Origin of the sequence: Paenibacillus sp. FSL K6-1566 (genome assembly GCF_038050475.1) — a bacterium.
In the GTDB taxonomy this organism is placed as follows: domain Bacteria; phylum Bacillota; class Bacilli; order Paenibacillales; family Paenibacillaceae; genus Paenibacillus_AQ; species Paenibacillus_AQ lactis.
Genome location: NZ_JBBOSR010000001.1, coordinates 1577330 through 1593773, shown reverse-complemented (window position 1 = coordinate 1593773; position 16444 = coordinate 1577330). Strand labels below are relative to the sequence as shown.

18 protein-coding genes and 1 other annotated feature are annotated in these 16444 nt (G+C 51.6%); of the genes, 3 read left to right on the top strand and 15 right to left on the bottom strand.

What is annotated here, in order from left to right; all coding sequences use genetic code 11:
- Positions 1–89: 89 nt before the first annotated feature.
- The 8 genes from NST08_RS06710 to NST08_RS06675 all read right to left on the bottom strand — a co-directional run bounded on the left by NST08_RS06710 (position 90) and on the right by NST08_RS06675 (position 6855).
- Positions 90–767, bottom strand: a complete 678-nt coding sequence (locus NST08_RS06710; RefSeq protein ID WP_007130913.1) for a CPBP family intramembrane glutamic endopeptidase — start codon at positions 765–767, stop codon at positions 90–92.
- A 200-nt stretch (positions 768–967) separates the two neighbouring features.
- A complete protein-coding gene (gene erm / locus NST08_RS06705; RefSeq protein WP_341034185.1) occupies positions 968–1843 on the bottom strand; it encodes a 23S ribosomal RNA methyltransferase Erm in 876 nt (291 codons plus the stop codon).
- Between the two features lie 386 nt (positions 1844–2229).
- Positions 2230–2547 (bottom strand): thioredoxin family protein, encoded by a 318-nt coding sequence (locus NST08_RS06700; RefSeq protein WP_007130915.1) that lies wholly within the window; start codon positions 2545–2547, stop codon positions 2230–2232.
- A gap of 3 nt (positions 2548–2550) precedes the next feature.
- The gene (locus tag NST08_RS06695) at positions 2551–2928 is read right to left on the bottom strand and encodes a MerR family transcriptional regulator (protein ID WP_341034186.1); all 378 of its coding nucleotides are present in this window, start codon (positions 2926–2928) and stop codon (positions 2551–2553) included.
- A 173-nt stretch (positions 2929–3101) separates the two neighbouring features.
- A complete protein-coding gene (locus NST08_RS06690) occupies positions 3102–3650 on the bottom strand; it encodes a histidine phosphatase family protein (protein WP_341035052.1) in 549 nt (182 codons plus the stop codon).
- An 18-nt stretch (positions 3651–3668) separates the two neighbouring features.
- Positions 3669–4460: a class I SAM-dependent methyltransferase gene (locus NST08_RS06685; protein WP_051425067.1), complete on the bottom strand. Its 792-nt coding sequence runs from the start codon at positions 4458–4460 to the stop codon at positions 3669–3671.
- A gap of 45 nt (positions 4461–4505) precedes the next feature.
- Entirely contained in the window at positions 4506–5972 is a 1467-nt protein-coding gene (locus NST08_RS06680; protein ID WP_341034187.1) for a serine hydrolase domain-containing protein, read from the bottom strand.
- 76 nt (positions 5973–6048) lie between these two features.
- The gene (locus NST08_RS06675; protein ID WP_341034188.1) at positions 6049–6855 is read right to left on the bottom strand and encodes a class I SAM-dependent methyltransferase; all 807 of its coding nucleotides are present in this window, start codon (positions 6853–6855) and stop codon (positions 6049–6051) included.
- A 56-nt stretch (positions 6856–6911) separates the two neighbouring features.
- Positions 6912–7142: a binding site (T-box leader), on the bottom strand.
- A gap of 208 nt (positions 7143–7350) precedes the next feature.
- Here NST08_RS06675 and NST08_RS06670 point away from each other — a divergent pair.
- Entirely contained in the window at positions 7351–7905 is a 555-nt protein-coding gene (locus NST08_RS06670) for a histidine phosphatase family protein (RefSeq protein ID WP_341341620.1), read from the top strand.
- 181 nt (positions 7906–8086) lie between these two features.
- On the opposite strand, the gene NST08_RS06665 is transcribed toward NST08_RS06670, so the two are convergent.
- The 5 genes from NST08_RS06665 to NST08_RS06645 form a co-directional block, all read right to left on the bottom strand.
- Entirely contained in the window at positions 8087–8662 is a 576-nt protein-coding gene (locus NST08_RS06665; protein ID WP_007130922.1) for a PadR family transcriptional regulator, read from the bottom strand.
- A gap of 154 nt (positions 8663–8816) precedes the next feature.
- On the bottom strand, positions 8817–10214 hold the full coding sequence (locus tag NST08_RS06660) for an MDR family MFS transporter (RefSeq protein ID WP_341341619.1): 1398 nt from the start codon (positions 10212–10214) through the stop codon (positions 8817–8819).
- Positions 10215–10252: 38 nt separating this feature from the next.
- A complete protein-coding gene (locus NST08_RS06655; protein WP_007130924.1) occupies positions 10253–10606 on the bottom strand; it encodes a VOC family protein in 354 nt (117 codons plus the stop codon).
- 253 nt (positions 10607–10859) lie between these two features.
- The gene (locus NST08_RS06650) at positions 10860–11420 is read right to left on the bottom strand and encodes a DUF4256 domain-containing protein (protein ID WP_007130925.1); all 561 of its coding nucleotides are present in this window, start codon (positions 11418–11420) and stop codon (positions 10860–10862) included.
- 34 nt (positions 11421–11454) lie between these two features.
- The gene (locus tag NST08_RS06645) at positions 11455–11649 is read right to left on the bottom strand and encodes a hypothetical protein (RefSeq protein WP_040738919.1); all 195 of its coding nucleotides are present in this window, start codon (positions 11647–11649) and stop codon (positions 11455–11457) included.
- A gap of 264 nt (positions 11650–11913) precedes the next feature.
- Here NST08_RS06645 and NST08_RS06640 point away from each other — a divergent pair, with 264 nt between their 5' ends.
- A complete protein-coding gene (locus NST08_RS06640) occupies positions 11914–12744 on the top strand; it encodes a methyltransferase domain-containing protein (RefSeq protein WP_007130927.1) in 831 nt (276 codons plus the stop codon).
- A gap of 74 nt (positions 12745–12818) precedes the next feature.
- Here NST08_RS06640 and rlmD read toward each other — a convergent pair whose 3' ends face one another.
- A complete protein-coding gene (gene rlmD / locus NST08_RS06635) occupies positions 12819–14438 on the bottom strand; it encodes a 23S rRNA (uracil(1939)-C(5))-methyltransferase RlmD (RefSeq protein ID WP_341341618.1) in 1620 nt (539 codons plus the stop codon).
- A 407-nt stretch (positions 14439–14845) separates the two neighbouring features.
- On the opposite strand from rlmD, the gene NST08_RS06630 reads away from it, so the two are divergent.
- Positions 14846–15622 (top strand): sporulation protein, encoded by a 777-nt coding sequence (locus NST08_RS06630; RefSeq protein WP_028404495.1) that lies wholly within the window; start codon positions 14846–14848, stop codon positions 15620–15622.
- A 64-nt stretch (positions 15623–15686) separates the two neighbouring features.
- Here NST08_RS06630 and NST08_RS06625 read toward each other — a convergent pair whose 3' ends face one another.
- Positions 15687–16361 carry a GntR family transcriptional regulator gene (locus NST08_RS06625; protein ID WP_007131632.1) on the bottom strand — a complete coding sequence of 225 codons (675 nt, stop codon included), beginning with the start codon at positions 16359–16361 and terminating at the stop codon, positions 15687–15689.
- Positions 16362–16444 lie beyond the last annotated feature (83 nt).

Genomic DNA, 16444 nt, shown 5'->3' with positions numbered 1-16444 from the left:
CCATCACATCATGTGAAGGTCAATGCCAAAAAAGCCGGCCAAGAGCAATCTTGACCAGCTGTGTCTTCGGCCTGTCTCTAGACCTGTCTCTATATGATGTCAAACAATATAAATCCAATTGTATTAATAGCGAGATTCGCACACAAATGAACCATCCAGGAAGCGTAAATGTTGCCGTTTCGCTCGTTCAGCCAGTTAAACAGCAGGCCCGCGATGAACAGGCTCGCGATCAGGAGCAGGAACAGCGGCAGCGTAAACCAGCTGGTCATCATCGCAATATGATAGACGGCAAATGCTCCCGCACTGAACAGATAAGCGAATGTGCGGCCGACTTGATCCTTCAAGGTGAAGAAGGCAAAGCCCCGGAAGAAGAATTCCTCCAGCAGCGAGTTCACAAACGATATGTAAATCGCGACGAACACGAAGTTGCCGGCGTTGACGCCGATATGCTGCTGAAGGGCTCCGGTCACCCGTGAAAAATCAAAGAGCGGCCCGATGAGAGCATAACTGGCAAGGATGAATGCAAATACGCCGGCTCCGAGCAGGAGCGAGGCCAGCAGACCTTTTTTCTCGAAGTTGAACAGCTTCCGAAACGGAACCCCTCCGCCCATCAGCGCATAGCCGATCGGCAGCGTAAGGAACAGCAGCATTTTGATGACCGATTTGACCGCATAATTCGGCCTTATGACAGCATCCACATAGGCCATCACGATACAGCTTACGAGAATGATCGCGATTAAGGACCAGGCTTTCGTTCTGGATTTCATAGATATGAAACTCCTTTAGCATCATTTCCAATAAAAGGTTCAAACTTCTTCTATCATAACATACCGGCAGCTGGTGAAGAGGCGGACTACCTATATTAATGAGGAGAACATAAGCAAAAAGCAAAAAAGAGAGGCGTGTCGCCTCTCTTTCGCCTCTCTTGGTTATTTGCCAGCTTGATCGATTCATACGCTTTCTTGGACTACCTCCGCTTTTTCGGTTTACCGAATCCAGGCAGCGGCGTTCTCGGCCACCGCTCCGGCGGAACATGCTTCAGCATCGCGGAGAATAGCTGTCCCCACCCCGCTTCGTCCAACCGGCTGACCGGAAATCCTCGATCGACCCCAAGCTGCCGGATCAACCGAGTCATTTGCGGCGGGGTGAATACCCCGGACAATGCCTCTGGCAGTGGGAGATCCGGATATCGCAAGGTATAAGCTGCCAGCGCCATAAACCTGGCATGATGCTTTGGAGGAACCAGAGGATCTTTCCTTCTGCGAATGGTAAGGATGCCTGAATCCACCTTCGGCGGCGGTGAAAAATTCGAGGGCGCGACCGATCGGACAAGCTGAAATTCATAACTCATTCTCCAGCCTAACATTCGCGGATTCCGGACGAGCCGTCCGGTAAAACGTTTGGCCGCCCCAAGCTCCACCAGCAGCACGGCTCTTTGAAGGGGGACGGCCGGATGATCCAGCAGCTTCCCCAGAATCGGTGTCGTGATCGAGTAGGGAATATTCGCGACCACGACAAACTCCCGGCGCGGAAGCTGAATCTGTAATATATCTGCCGGCACCACGCGGACATTCTGCATATGTCCCGTCTCTGCCCGGCTCTTTAGTTTGTTGACGTACTCCGGATCGGTCTCGACGGCGATGACGTTAGCCGCTCTTTCCGCGAGCTGAAAGGTGATCGCTCCTGTCCCGGCACCGAGATCCAGAACGGTTTCGTGGCGCTGGATGCGCGCGAGGTCAATCATATCAAGCACGAGCCGTTTGTTGATCAACCGATGCTGCGCGGAGAAATTGTTAGGATTGTTCTTCGATTTATGATGACAATGTCGATTGTTTTTAGACACAAATATGCACCTCATTCATTCGTTTAGTAATGAAAAAGGCACAGCTCAAATAAACCTTGCCGTCATTGATCAAAAAACGGCAGGATCTAAATGCTCTGTACCCTCATTACCGAATCCGAATGTATGCGATGCAACACATGCTAAGGACAAGCCTCCTTTAACGAAATCAAAAACACCCATAGTATAGCATAGGCACCCGGGCGACCCCCAGGGGATTTTCAGTGTAAATCATTCTTTACCAAAGGGCTATATCCCTTGAGTTCCCGTCGCTGGATAAAAAAGAGGAGCATTCAGCTCCCCTTAACCACAGTTATACCTCATCGCGCAAAATCCATTTATATGCTCCGGCACACGCGCTTGTTCCCAGTCCGTTTTTATCGCCACCGTTAGGCATAGCGCGCAAGCGCCGCCTCATAGGCCTTCTTCGGTCTCAACCCGACGAGTTTATTGACCGGTTCGCCTTGATGGAACACGATGACGGTCGGCGTGGACATGATTCCATAACGTGCAGCAAGCTCCGGCGACGCGTCACAGTCGACTTGCAGCACCGACAGGCGATTCCCCTTTTCATTCCCCAGCTCTTCAAGGATCGGGCGAAGCACTTTGCATGGCGGGCACCATTTCGTACTAAAACTAACCAAAACTACATCCTTCTGGCGCACCGCGCTGCGAAATGCTGATGTACTGACGGTTTGCAGGCTCATTGCTCATTCTCCTTCCAGCGGTTGATTTGGCGGATCTTCTTCCATAATGGACCGGATGCGTTCCTCCAGGTTGGACTTCACCGCCGACAACAGAGCGATTTGTTCCTCGATCTCGGCTAACTTTTCACGGTACACCGGGACGACCTCCTTACAGAACGCTTCTTTATTCTTCATGACGCAGTGGAGAAAGCCGGCGATCTGCTCTGTCGATAGCCCGAGATTAAGATATAGCTGGATCGTCCGTACCTGCTGTTCCGCAAACGGCGAGTACTCCCGGTAGCCGTTCTCAAGGCGAGTCGGCGTGAGCAAGCCTTGCTTGTCATAGTAACGGAGCGAACGGATGCTCACGCCGGTCCGGGCTGAAAGCTCTCCGATTTTCATACCGTTAACGCCACCTCCTTCATGATCTTGAACCTATCATAAACCCTGACATTAGTGTCAGGGTCAAGAGGCAGATGCATAATTACAGCTATAATATTTGTGAAGTCGTTAAGACCTCTATATTCACCCAGATTCTGCAATCCGCTTATAAGGTCATGCAATCAGCGAAAAAGTCATGCGGGCCAGATCCGAAGCAAGCTTGGACTTCCGCCATCGATCGGAAAGGACAACCGATACACATCCGGGTTGGTTAGCGCCTCCCACTCCTTGAATCCGATCCGGTCATCAAAATATTTCAGCAGCAACGAGATCAGATTGCCGTGCGAAACGAGGACGGCATTGCGGCAGCCTTGGTTTAGAATATCCTCAACCGCTTGAACGGCCCGCTTCATCGCCGTACTGCTGGACTCCCCGCCATCATAACATAAGTCCATATCGTCATAAGTAAGCCGAAGCTTCTCCCGCCAATCAGGTGAAGGCGATCCGGATAATACCCTCTCCGTAAGCCTTTCATCCAGGGTTACCTCCAAGCCTAACCGTTCGGCAAGCGGGGCAATACTTTGCCGCGCCCTCGCATATGGACTTGAAACCATACAATCGATCGCGTGATCCGAGAAAAACTCGGCAAGCCTTGCCGCCTGCAGCATGCCGGTGCCGGTTAACCTGGCTTCCGGTGCCTGCCCTTCGGCTTGGCAATGCCTCACGACATAAATGTTCCTCAGCTTCGTCATCGTCCGTCCTCAATCCTTACGGAACCGGAAGATAACGGCAGGCGGAATCTCGTACCAGTCGAACTTGCCCTGCTCCAGACCGTCTTTATGAAAGCTGGGCTCTTCCAGCCCGTTAAGAACAAAGCCGCACTTAAAGAAAACGTTCATATAATACGACAGCGGCCTGTGAAATACCAGGTGAGGAACCGGCTGGCCTTGAATGCCGATCGATTCCATCGGTTCCGGCTCCAGGTACTTGGAAATTTGAATACGGTGTTCAGAGACGATGTGTCCGTCCTTATCCACCTTTTCGTGAATTTTGTGCAGACCCGGCGGCTGGAAGCATGGATGCATGATCGAGAACACGAAGGTCCCGTGCTTACGCAGCAGCTTATGGAGCGCGTTTGCCAGCACCGTAATGTCCGAGATATCCATGAGCGCCATATTGGAGACAGCGCGGTCAAATCTCTCCTCACCGAGGCTGAGCAGCGCATCGTGATCGGTTGCGTCGACGACCCGGTAATCGATACGGTCCAGAGCGCCGGCCGATCTTGCCTTCGCCCGTTGGATCATCTCGAAGCTGTAGTCCACAGCCGTCACATTGGCGCCCAGTTCAGCTAATCTTCTGGCAAAATTGCCGTTGCCGCAGCCGATGTCCAGCACCTCGTGACCCTCCGATACTTCCAACAAATGCTCCGTGCCCGGGCGGATGATCTCGCGATGGAAACGATTGCTATGCTCCCCCATGTAATCGTCCCAAAAGCCCGCAATCTCATTCCAACGCACCTGCGACTCCTTGGTTAATTCCTTCCAATCACTCATCGCTCACAATCTCCCTTTCATCAATTCGAATGATTGCATACGAAGTCAAAGCTTCTTATTCATTAGCCTCCCGGAAGCCCGATAATCGGACAAATGGAAGGAGACGTTGATCTGAAATTGGACATCGATGCTCTCTCCCTCGAACGTCATCGTGTAGGTAACCACATATGGCGTTTCAATATAATACAGATTCAGCCGCAACATCCGTTTATCCAGCCAAGCAGCATAGGTCACCACCTCTTGCAAAGGCATGGACAAATCTTTATGGAACCTATGCCGCGTTTGCTCCGGTTGCGTAAAGTCGAGCTCCAGGAGCTGCTCGCTGTCCTCCTCACGACCATAGCCCAGCAGAAGCGATAGCTTAGAGTCCCGCAAGCGAAAACCGATTCGGTTCAGCCCTTGCGGATTGTCATTGTCACTCAATCCGTAGGTGCGAAGATGCAGATCCGGTACACCGGCCGGTATCGGCCGTATTTCCGGCTCCTTGGAGCTGATGGAAGCTATGGTCTGCTGCAGCCGGGGATCGTCCTGAAAGTCCTCGGACTGCTGAATATTCTTAGCGTCCAGCAGCTCTTCATAAATCAAATCCAGCAGAACCTGAAGGCGGGCCATACTCTTAAAGCTGGCGTTCACTGCAATGACGATGTTTTCGCGAGGGGCCACAAAGCACATCTGGCCAAAGGAGCCGTCCCCCCGGTAACAGCCCCGGCGGCATAGGTGAAACTGATACCCATACCCTTGTGCCCAGTCGACCCGTTCTACGCCTGGACGGTTATCGCTCTGCTCGGATGCAGCAAGCTCAATATACCGCTCCGATACGATTCGCTTGCCTTCATACATCCCCCGGTTTAACAGCATCTGGCCGAACTTGGCCACGTCTGCGGTGGTAAGACTGAGACCCATTCCTCCAGCCGCGATGCCCATTGGGCACGTCTCCCAGGTTGGCCTTGAAATCCCCAGCGGTTCAAACAAGCGGGGCATCAGAAAATCAACCAGACTTTGGCCGGTCACCTTCTCGATTATGGCGGCCACCATATAGGTAGCGTGCGTGGTGTAGCAATAGCGTTCTCCCGGTTCAAGCTCGACTTCTTGGGCAAGGAACGCCCTGACCCAGTTCTCCTCCCTCGCGATTGCAGGATAGATGTTGCCGAGATGGCCGGTGCTCATGGACAACAGATGATGCACGGTCATTTTCGCAAGATTCGGTGACACCCGGCCCGGGAGTTCATCGGGAAAGAACGAGATGACCGGGTCGTAAAGCTCCAAGTATCCTTGATCCCAGGCGATCCCCGCTGCGATCGAGGTAAAGCTTTTGCTCAAGGAAAACAGCAACTGCGGGCATTCCTTCCGGTAGGGGGCGCGGTACCATTCGGCCACCGTCCTCCCCTCCTTCAGCAGAATAAAATGATTCACTTCCAGGGCCTGCTGCTCAAGCCGCGTAAAGAACGAGTTTATGGCGGCGGCTGACAATCCTTGATGCCCAGATTTCGCGATGTTGATGATACGTTCCAACCGTGCTCCTCCCCTATCCTTTTATATATATCGATGTATTTTTCGTTGGCGTACGTATAATTTCACGGTTCTGCCGCTATTTCCTTTTGCCGATGTACAGCAAATGAGAGGAGATCCCCGCAATGGATGGGTCCCTTGCCATATCATTCAGCGTGTTCAGCAGCTGTTCAGACTCGCCCTTGTCCTCCCATGCCTGCAGCTGTTCCTGCGACAGCAAGCCGCCGATGCTAGAAGAGCCGATCAAATCGATCGTTTCGAATCCATGGCTTTCCATGAAGGGCTTGATCTCATCAATGTTGAAATAATACGCACCCGTAAAGCGCCCCGGATCGGCGTGATTAAGTATCCCTGTCCTGCGGAACTGATCGATCGCATCCATCGTGTTATTCGGCTTCCAGAAATCCGGGAATTGTAACGACGTCAATGTCATCCGCATTCGGCTCTGGAAAGCAACAAACACCATCCCTTCCTGCTTCGTAACACGGAACAGCTCTCGAACGGCACGAATTCGTTCTTCTTCCCGCTGCAAATGATAGAGGGGTCCTAACATGAGCGAGGCATCGAAGGACTCATCGGGAAATCCGTTTAAATTCGTTGCATTCAATACATGAAAGCCGGCGAAGCGTTCCATGAGCCCCCGTTCGGCCGCCTTCTCCCTTGCCGTTTCAACAAGCCGGGGCGTTAAATCGGAAAGGGTGACTTGATAGCCCTGCTCCGCTAATGCCATCGCATATTTTCCGGGCCCTGCGCCGTTATCCAATACCCTCCCGCTTGAAGGCAAATAATGCCTCATATAATGCCAGTTAATGATAAATTCGAGCGGCTCCCGATCCAGCCTTCCCCACTCATCGAACCGGGAATAGTATTCAATCACATGTTCCATGCCGATCCCCTGCCTTTTATTCATGGTTTGTTGTTACAAAAAAAAACCTATGCCTATAAAGAGGCGATAGGTTTTCCCTCGCGGTACCACTCTTTTCAATTCGCTGGAAGCCTAAAGAATCCGCGAATGATCTTGGAACCTTCTGACGGAGGTCATCCGTTAAGACCTACTGAAATTCAGCCTCACCGCTCATGGGTGAGCTTCAGGGCCTGATTGACTGTCTCCCACCGATACCGACAGCTCTCTGAACAATGCAGCTCCTTACTGTTCCCATTCATTGCGTTTTCCCTTGATTAAATTTCACACAGTATACCCCTTCCAAATAATCCCTGTCAACACCCATTTCAATATCCAATATTCCGGGAGCGGATGGTGAAGCAATAGAGGCTTCTACGCTGCTTCTTCCTAATCCCGTTCAATCCTTCAGCTTATATTGCATCGATCGATATGTTAAAATATGGTGCATAATCTTGAGAAGAGAGTTGGTTGGCGCACATGATGACAAACCTCTATTTCGTTCGGCATGCGCACTCGGTATATTCCCCGGATGAACGAAACAGACCCTTATCGGAACGCGGACATCAGGACGCTGCAAGAGTTGCGGAGCTGCTGGAGCCTGAATATATTCATGTCCTCATATCGAGTCCGTATAAGAGAGCCGTTCAAACGATCGAGGGGCTAGCGGAACGAATCGGGGCCGGGATCATCCTCGAAGAAGATTTTCGAGAACGATTATTATCAGAGCACCCCGTCGACGACTTCGAGCATGCAGTCGCCAAGGTGTGGGAGGACTACTCTTTCGCCTGGGAAGGCGGAGAGTCCAATCAGGCTGCCCAATCGAGAGGGGTCCGGGCACTTGAAAGAGTACTGGAACAGTATAAAGGGAACAACATCGCCATCGGGACTCATGGAAACATCATGGTGTTGATCATGAGCCATTTCGATCCGCGGTTTGATTTTAGCTTCTGGAGACAGCTGGATATGCCTGACATTTACAAGCTAAGCTTCAGCGATCAAGACCTTGTGGAGGTACAACGGATATGGAACTGACCCTCGCCATCCACTTGGTGAGGGTCTTAATACGATTCAATCTCACCAGAGCTGATTAAAAAAACAAGAAGAGGGGCATGCCCCTCTTCTCTATTATTTCAGTCCATATTTTCGACACATTGTCATTTCGAGTTCACTATGGTCGACCACTTCTCATGGTTTGCTTTAAGCTTATCAGCTCTTACTCCCGTTCAAGCTCTTTTCCTTCCGCTCGATGGCCATCGATTAACTGTAAAACCCACTCTTCGTCAAAGCGGAGCTTCTCCAGTCGATGCCGGAAAAAGATCTGAATGTAGCGCTGCTCTCCGGCAGGAATCCGCTCGTCCTTGCTAGCATATTCCAACCGTTCTTCTTCATGACGGATTTCATAACGCAGGTAATCCTTGTATTGGTGTAAAATCAAAAACTGCAATTCCTTGCTAATCATTTCAAAGTTTTTCAATTTCGTATAAAAATGCAGCTCGTAATCCGGGGAGTATGGAATCGGTTCTTCCATCAGCCGGAAAAAACGAATTCGGCCTTCATCTGTAAGTTTATAAGTCTTTACCTTTTTACCTCTTCCCTGCCGGGCACCCTCCGGTTGTTCATCGGGAACCTGTTCGATCAGACCGTCTGCAAGCATGCTGTGGATAAGCGGATAAATCGCCCCCCAGCTGACCTTTCGCGTAGGTCCAACAATTCCGTTCAAAATCTGATGCAGCAAATAGCCGTGCATCGGGTTATTCATCAATTCGCCGAGTATGAACAATTCGTACAAGCGAATGGCCTCCCTTATCCGTTCTACTGCTATTAAGTAAACAACAGTATAACATACGGTGGGCTGAAAAAACAGAAAAGCCGCGGTCGCCGCGACTTTTCCGAGTCCTATCTATCCGTTTGGAGGGCCGATTGTCGGCCTATTGTCCACTCCTCTATCCCCCGACCTGCTGCTGCGCCATCATATTACGACGTTTTGGCAGAAGCATCACGGCAAGCATGTTCGCAACCGCTATGCCGAACAGGAGCAGAAAAACGGCATGCAAACCGGCAGCCAGCTCCGATCTGGAGCTGAGGGATGTCACATGTTGGTTATAAATCGTACCGAACACCGCGATGCCGACCGTTTGGCCCAGCGAACGGAACAGCATGCTGGAAGCGTTCGCGACGCCGCGTTGCTCCCAGCCGACGACCGATTGCACGACAACCGTGGACGGTGTCGCCACGAAGCCCATTCCCAGCCCGATTAGAATGAGGATGCCAATCCAGAATACGTAAGGGGAGTTCAACTGAAGCGCAATAAGCCAGACTGAGCCGGCCACTACCAGCGCAGACCCGAATACAATCGAGGTTTTCGCCCCGACCCGGTACATCAGCCTGCCGGCGATGTTGGCGGCAAGCGGCCAGGCCAGGGACATCGGCATGACGATCAGTCCCGAGCTCGTCGCGGAGTTCCCGAGCACCGACTGAATCCAGATCGGCGTGTAAACCGTCAACCCTGTCGTAATGCTGAACGTCAGAAAACCGCTGATATTGGTCACGTTCAATACGCGAATCCGGAAAATCGACAAAGGGATCATGGGTTCATCCGCATGTTTCTCAATCCAGAGGAACAGCATTAAAAATACGGCGGATGCCATGAACAGCCCCACAATCAACGGGTAATTCCACGAATGCTCGGCTCCCCCGCTCAGCAGTGCATAAAGGAGCGTAGAGAAGGATACGGTAAAGGTCAGCGCTCCGAGGTAATCGATCTTTTTCGCCCGGCGTTCGATCGGTTGGTGCAAAAATAGGACGACAAGCAGCAGGGCCGCGGCACCGATCGGCACGTTGATGTAGAATATCCAGCGCCATGACACCTGATCGACGAAATACCCCCCGATCAGTGGGCCTAGAAGGCCAGCCACAGACCAAACGGATGAGAAAATCCCCATCATTTTGCCGCGCTGCTTGCCCGAGAACAAGTCGCCGATAATCGTAAAGCATACGGGCGCGAGCGCCCCGGCACCGAAGCCTTGCAAAGCCCGGAACCAAATGAGCTCAGGCATCGACTGTGCAGCCCCGCACAATATGGAACCGAGGACGAATAAACCGATGCCGACCGCGAACACGGCTTTGCGCCCGAACAAATCGGCCAGCTTGCCGAAAATGGGCGTCGCCACGCAAGTAGTCAGCGTATAAACGGCGAACACCCAACTGAACAGGTTCTGGCCATGCAAATCCGTAATGATATGCGGCGTCGCGGTGGCGACGACTGTCGCGTCCAACGCGCCGATAAACATCGCCGCCAGCAGTCCGGCGACGACCATAATGACGTTGGTTTTCGGCCCCATGGGAAGATGCCTCCTTACTTTGTCTCTATATCCTTGGCTTATCGGTTACAAACCAAATAGAGGGCATTGCCGTCAGGGTCACTGAAATGTACGACTTTGGCGGCTTCGCCTTCTACAGCATGATGGAACTCTACGCCGCGAGACTTAAGTGTCTCGATGGCCGACTTCATTTCTTCTACCTCCAAGCCAATCGACATGCTGCCCGAATTTACCGGGTCACCCCCATGTTCGCCGGCTAGATGCAGGAGTCCGATCGTCAACCCTGGTGCTTCGATCTGCGCAAAATGCCCGTCGCTTTCAGGCAACAGCTTTAATCCAAGGGTTTCGACATAAAATTGCTCCGCCTTCTTCATATCCGACACCATCACCGTTACATTGCCACTCTTAAACATCGTGTTTTCCTCCTTATTCGTTTGATCGATTTTTATTATATCAAAATAATATAATAAGTAAACATATTAAATTGATATAATAATAATTACCAAAGATAGCCCCATTCCCTGCCAGCCAAATAAAAAGAGAGCGCCCAAAAAGACGCTCCCTAAAAACATTTCCTATTCCATTAAAAATTCTCAATCGACGTGCGGATCTATTAGTACAATCCAAAACCATGGAAGCCCCGCAGCAGCGCCGACTCCCTGCTTTTTAGACTCTTAGCGAGCCGCGGAACCCCCTGGCTGCATAGTAGGATTCCGCTCCATTATGGTATACAAAGACCGTGTCGTAACGGCGATCGCAAAAGAGGGCCCCGCCGAGTCTTCGAATCCTTTCAGGTGTGATCACCCAGCTCGATGTCTTCATATCGAAATTGCCAAGCTGCTGCAGCTCCCGGTACTGCTCTTCCGTTAACAGCTCAATGCCCATGGCAGCTGCCATTTCGACGGCACTGCTTTTCGGTTTATGTTCTTTCCTTGACTCCAGCGCTTCGCGGTCATAGCAGACGCTCCTGCGGCCTTTTGGACTTTCAGCCGAACAATCATAGAATATGTACTCGCCTGTCTTGCCGTCGTAACCAACGACATCCGGCTCTCCCCCGGTTTCCTCCATTTCATGGAGCGACCACAGTTTTTCAGGATTTTCTTCAAGCTTTGCTTGTACGTCGGCCCATTCAAGTCCTGGATGGCGGTTCATGTTTTTCTCGAAACGGGCTTTCAATGTTTGGAGTAGTTCTTCACGTTGTTCTGGCGATAACTCCATCTTTGTCATGTTCATTCCTCCTTCGCTTGATCTGCCGCATCTATTATCGGGCATATATGTTGCATTCAATGCTGCCTTCACGGGCATCGAATGCGTCGATCCGGCCTTCCATCCCTTCCGGCGGAAGCCAGGCAACGAGTGCCTTAGGATTCATGAATGCTCCATAGACTGCGTGCGGCGTCGCTTTGACGATTCTTGATGCGATGTCCTTTCTTCTGGATCTTTCCAACATCATCATCAGTCCTTTCCATATTATACACCGATGAAACTCGCAATTTAGCCCTATTTTATATCGAATCAAAAGCGTCCATTTCTTATGGTTTGCTTTTTCTCAGCAATGATAGACTCTGTCGGCTTTAACTTACGCCCTCTCAGGAAGCGGCTCTATGAATTATTCTTGGCTCAACTGGTGGTTGAATAATATAAAAGCTCAAATATGAAGTTATTGTTCATTGCAGGCAGCTCCAATACAATTGGTTTACTAGAAGGAGCGTGAGAGATCATGAAGGAAACATTAGCAAGGAACATAGCCATATACCGCAAAGAGAAGGGACTTACCCAAGAAGAGCTTGCACAAATCCTTGGGCTTTCTTTCCAAGCAGTCTCCAAATGGGAGAATGCTCAGTCGATGCCTGATATTGCATTACTCCCTGAGTTATCGAGAACGTTAGAAGTAAGCATCGATAAACTTCTTGGGTATACAGCGCAGGACAAACGGATTACGATTTATGAGGAAGAATATAAAACACAAGATTATTACTGGGGGACTGAGCCTAATGATGCATGCTATCAGGTCTTGCAACTTATGCCTCCGACCAAACGCCTGAGATTACTGGATATTGGTTGCGGCGAAGGGAAAGACGCCGTATTCTTTGCAAGAAATGGATATGAGGTTAGCGCATTTGACGTTTCTGACGCGGGGATTGAGAAGACAAGAAGCCTCGCTGAAAAAACCGGAGTTCACGTTCATGTCTTTAAGGCAGATATTTTGGATTACCGTTTAGATACTCATTATGACATTATTTTTTCAAGTGGTGTGCTGCACTACATAAAGCCGGAATATCGTAAAGAGATATTTGATAATTATAAGCAGTTTACAAACGAAAACGGCATTCATGTCTTTAATGTGTTTGTAAATAAACCGTTTATTGCTCCGCCACCTGAAAAAGAACCCAATGCCTATAAATGGTACTCTGGGGAGTTACTCACGCATTATCACGACTGGCTCATGAAGGACAGTTCGGAAATCGTTTTCGACTGCAATTCTTCAGGGATTCCTCACAAACATGCCATGACTAACATGATTGCACAAAAGATAACCTCGTTTAGCTAATGTTACCATGCTAAAATACGTCAAAAAAAAGAGGGGCTCTTTCACCCCTCTTGATTTGGCCAATCATCTCCGATTTAATTGTCCTTTCGCACGAGCAGTGTACAGGATTCCACATGACTCGTCTGCGGAAACATATCGACCGGCTGCACCCAATCGATCTCATAGCCTCCGTCCAGCAGCACCTTGCAATCCTTCGCCAACGTCGACGGATTGCAGGAGACGTACACGAACCGCTTCGGTTTGGTGCGGAGGATCGTCTCCAGAAAGCGCGGGTCCAGGCCGGTCCGCGGCGGATCCGCGATTATGACGTCGGGACGCAATCCGTCCTTGACCCAGCGCGGCAGCAGCTCCTCTGCCTGTCCGACATGGAAGCTTGCATTGGTGCGGCCGTTGCGCTGCGCGTTGATACAGGCGTCCTCCACCGCTTCGGGAATCGCCTCGATCCCGCGGATCTCCTTCGCATACGGAGCCAGCCACAGCCCAATCGTGCCTGTCCCGCAGTAGGCATCAATGACCGTCTCTTGGCCGGTCAGTCCGGCCGCAGCACGCACCGATTCATACAGCTTCACCGTCTGCTGCGGATTCAGCTGGAAGAATGCCCGCGGCGACAGCGCAAACTGCAGGTCGCTCAGCGATTCCTGCATGTTCTCGGCTCCCCACAGGGTTATCGTCCGCTCTCCGAATATGAGGGAGGTCTTCTTCGGGTTGATGTTCATGGCAATGCCGCTGACCTCCGGCATCGTCAGGCGCAGCATTCGAACAAAGTCGTCCTGCCGCGGCAGACGGCTGCCTGCCGTTACGAGCGTCACCTGCAGCTCGCCGGACTGGAAGCCGTGGCGGACCACGATGGTTCGCACCCCATCCTTGCTCCCGTTCTCCTTATATAGAGGAATGCGCAATTCCTCCAACACCGACTTCACCTTTTCCACCGCTTCGTTCACCTTCGGATGCTGGATCGGGCAGCCGCTGATATCGACGATGGAATGGCTGTCGGCTTCATACAGTCCCGCGATGACCTCGCGGCCCTGCCGCTTTAGCTGCAGCTGGGCTTTATTCCGATAATTCCACGGATGCTCCATCCCGAGGATCGGCTTGAACCGCAGATTGTCCAACCCGGCGTACCGGTTGAACGCCTCGCGGACGATATCGGTCTTCGCCGCAAGCTGGCCCTCATAGGATATGTGCTGGATCTGGCAGCCTCCGCATATCCCGAACACCGGACACGGCGGCTCGATCCGGTGGGGTGAACGCTTCTCCACTTCCAGCAGCTGGGCCTTGATGAATTTCGGCTGAACCTCTTGGACCTCCGCCTTGACGACTTCATCCGTAATGGCGCCGTCAATAAAGACCGCCTTGCGGCGATAGTAGCCGACGCCTTCGCCGTTGATGCCGAGCCGCTTGATCGTCACGATGATGATATCGCCGGACTTCAGCTCCTCCGCGTTGGTGGTATTGGAAGTTGAACGCCGTTTCTGGTTATATGAATGAGGCGCCTTCCCCACTTTCGGATTCGGCCTTTCCTTGGAAGAAGCAGCCTTTCGGCCTGTTGCCGGCTTCGAATCTTCTCGCGAGTAGGCCGGCTTCCCGGAAGGCTTCGGACGGCTCGACGCCGCTGGTCCGTTCGGTTTGGCTCCTTCTGCCTTGCCATGCTTGCTATTTTTGTTATTATGCGCAGAACGTTGTTGTTTGCTCATGTTACATACTCCATCCTTAAAGGGTATCGACTTCACTATACCATGCGCCCTCCGCGAAAGCTAACTCCTGGCGGCAAGCCGCTGCATCTATGCAGATGAGAGGGACGCAAGCACTGTTGAGGATACATGTCATCGGTTGATCGCATGAATAAGCCCCCCGCGAAGCTGGCGTGTCGGCACGGCAAATCTGCGAGAGCACCACTTTAATTCCCTAAAAAATATTTTTTGAAAAATGCCTTGATGTAAGAAACTTCCGGCCGCTTTTGTCCGTATAAGCCAGTATTATACATCCTAATATAGGATGAACAAATGAATGGGCTGCGGGCACGATTGTAGGAACATTTTACGTGCTTGGCCCACATTCAGTTCAATCGTTCGTCTTATATACTTTAAGGAGGACAACGTTCATGTCGTTTTTTAACAAAATTCTGGCCAGCGTCGGGATCGGCGCAGCGCAGATTGATACCCGCCTGGAGAAATCCTCATATTATCCGGGGGAGGAAGTAAGCGGGATCGTCTATATTCGGGGCGGCAATGTGGAACAGAAGGTGGACCGCATCTACCTAAAGGTAATGACCGAGTATATCCGCGAGCGGGATGACAGCAAATTCACGGAATCCTGCGTGCTGGCTAAGGTTAGCATTACCGACTCCCTGCTTGTAAAGGCGGGCGATGAACTGGAAATCCCGTTCTCCTTCCCGCTTCCGCTGGAAACGCCGCTCACGCTCTCCAGACAGCGGGTATGGGTTCATACCGGACTTGATATCGAAAATGCAATCGATCCGAAGGATTACGACTATATTGAGGTTACGCCAGGGCCGGAGGCAGCTGTTATATTCGACGCGGCTTCCGAGCTCGGGTTCCAGTTTAAAACGGCCTCCTGCGAATATCATTCCCGACTGGGACGCGGGGTTCCGTTCGTGCAGGAAATTGAATTCTATCCGGGACGTGAATACGCAAGCCGGATGCGTGAGCTGGAGCTGATTCTGTATCCCCAGCGCGACGGAATTTCGGTTCTGGTCGAGGTTGACCGGAAGGGAAGCGGTGTTGCAGGCTGGCTTGAACGCTCGCTGGATATGGATGAGCGCCACAGCTGGTTGACGCTGAGCAGCGCGGATCTTCAAGAAGGACCGTCGCGCGTTGCGGATCTTCTCGATCAAGTCATTCAACGATCGATACGATAACCCTGGTCTCCAGAGCTAAAAAAAGATGGCCTCTGCCGATGCAGGGGTCATCTTTTTGTGCGGTTTATATAAAATATTGAGGGTACTTCTGGCGAAGCAGGTCCTGCTCCACAACGACCAGGCGCAAATGGCCTTCCATGGTCTTCACGGCCTGCTCCGTCTCCCCGCTCACGATCAGCCGATAAATCTCCTTATGCTGGGCAATGATCGTCTCCCAGTTGGAGTCCATCGAGAGCCGCAGCAGACGCAGCCGGTTGAAGTGGATATTGAGCTGCTGGAGCATTTTCCATGTCCGTTCCTTCCCCGTGCCTGCGAACAGTATTTGATGGAACTCTTCGTCCAGCTCGAACAGCTTATATCGGTTGCGGTTGTCCGCGCTCACATCCTGCAGCGCAAGATTGGTCTCTAAGCGAAAACGGTGCTCCTCCGGGAAACGCTCGCAAGCCAGCGCAACGATCTCCTTCTCAATCTTCTCCCTGATAAACCGGCCCTCCTCCACATGCGTAAGGTTGATCCTGGATACAAGCGTCCCGCTCTGCGGAATGATATCCAGCAGCTCCTCCTCGGCAAGCTTCATGAAGGCTTCGCGTACCGGCGTTCGGCTGACCTGCAGCTCTTCGGCAATTTCCTTCTCCGATATTTTGGTGCCCGGCTCCAGATCGAGGCGCATAATACGGTCTTTTAATAGATGATATGAATAATCCCGGGTCGATCCTTTGATCCTTGGCCCTGTTGACATACGGTTACCTCTTTCTATCCATACAATTTCTTGATATTCTCTCTCTCGATATCTTTCCAGATACAGTAGTACATCGACCGAAC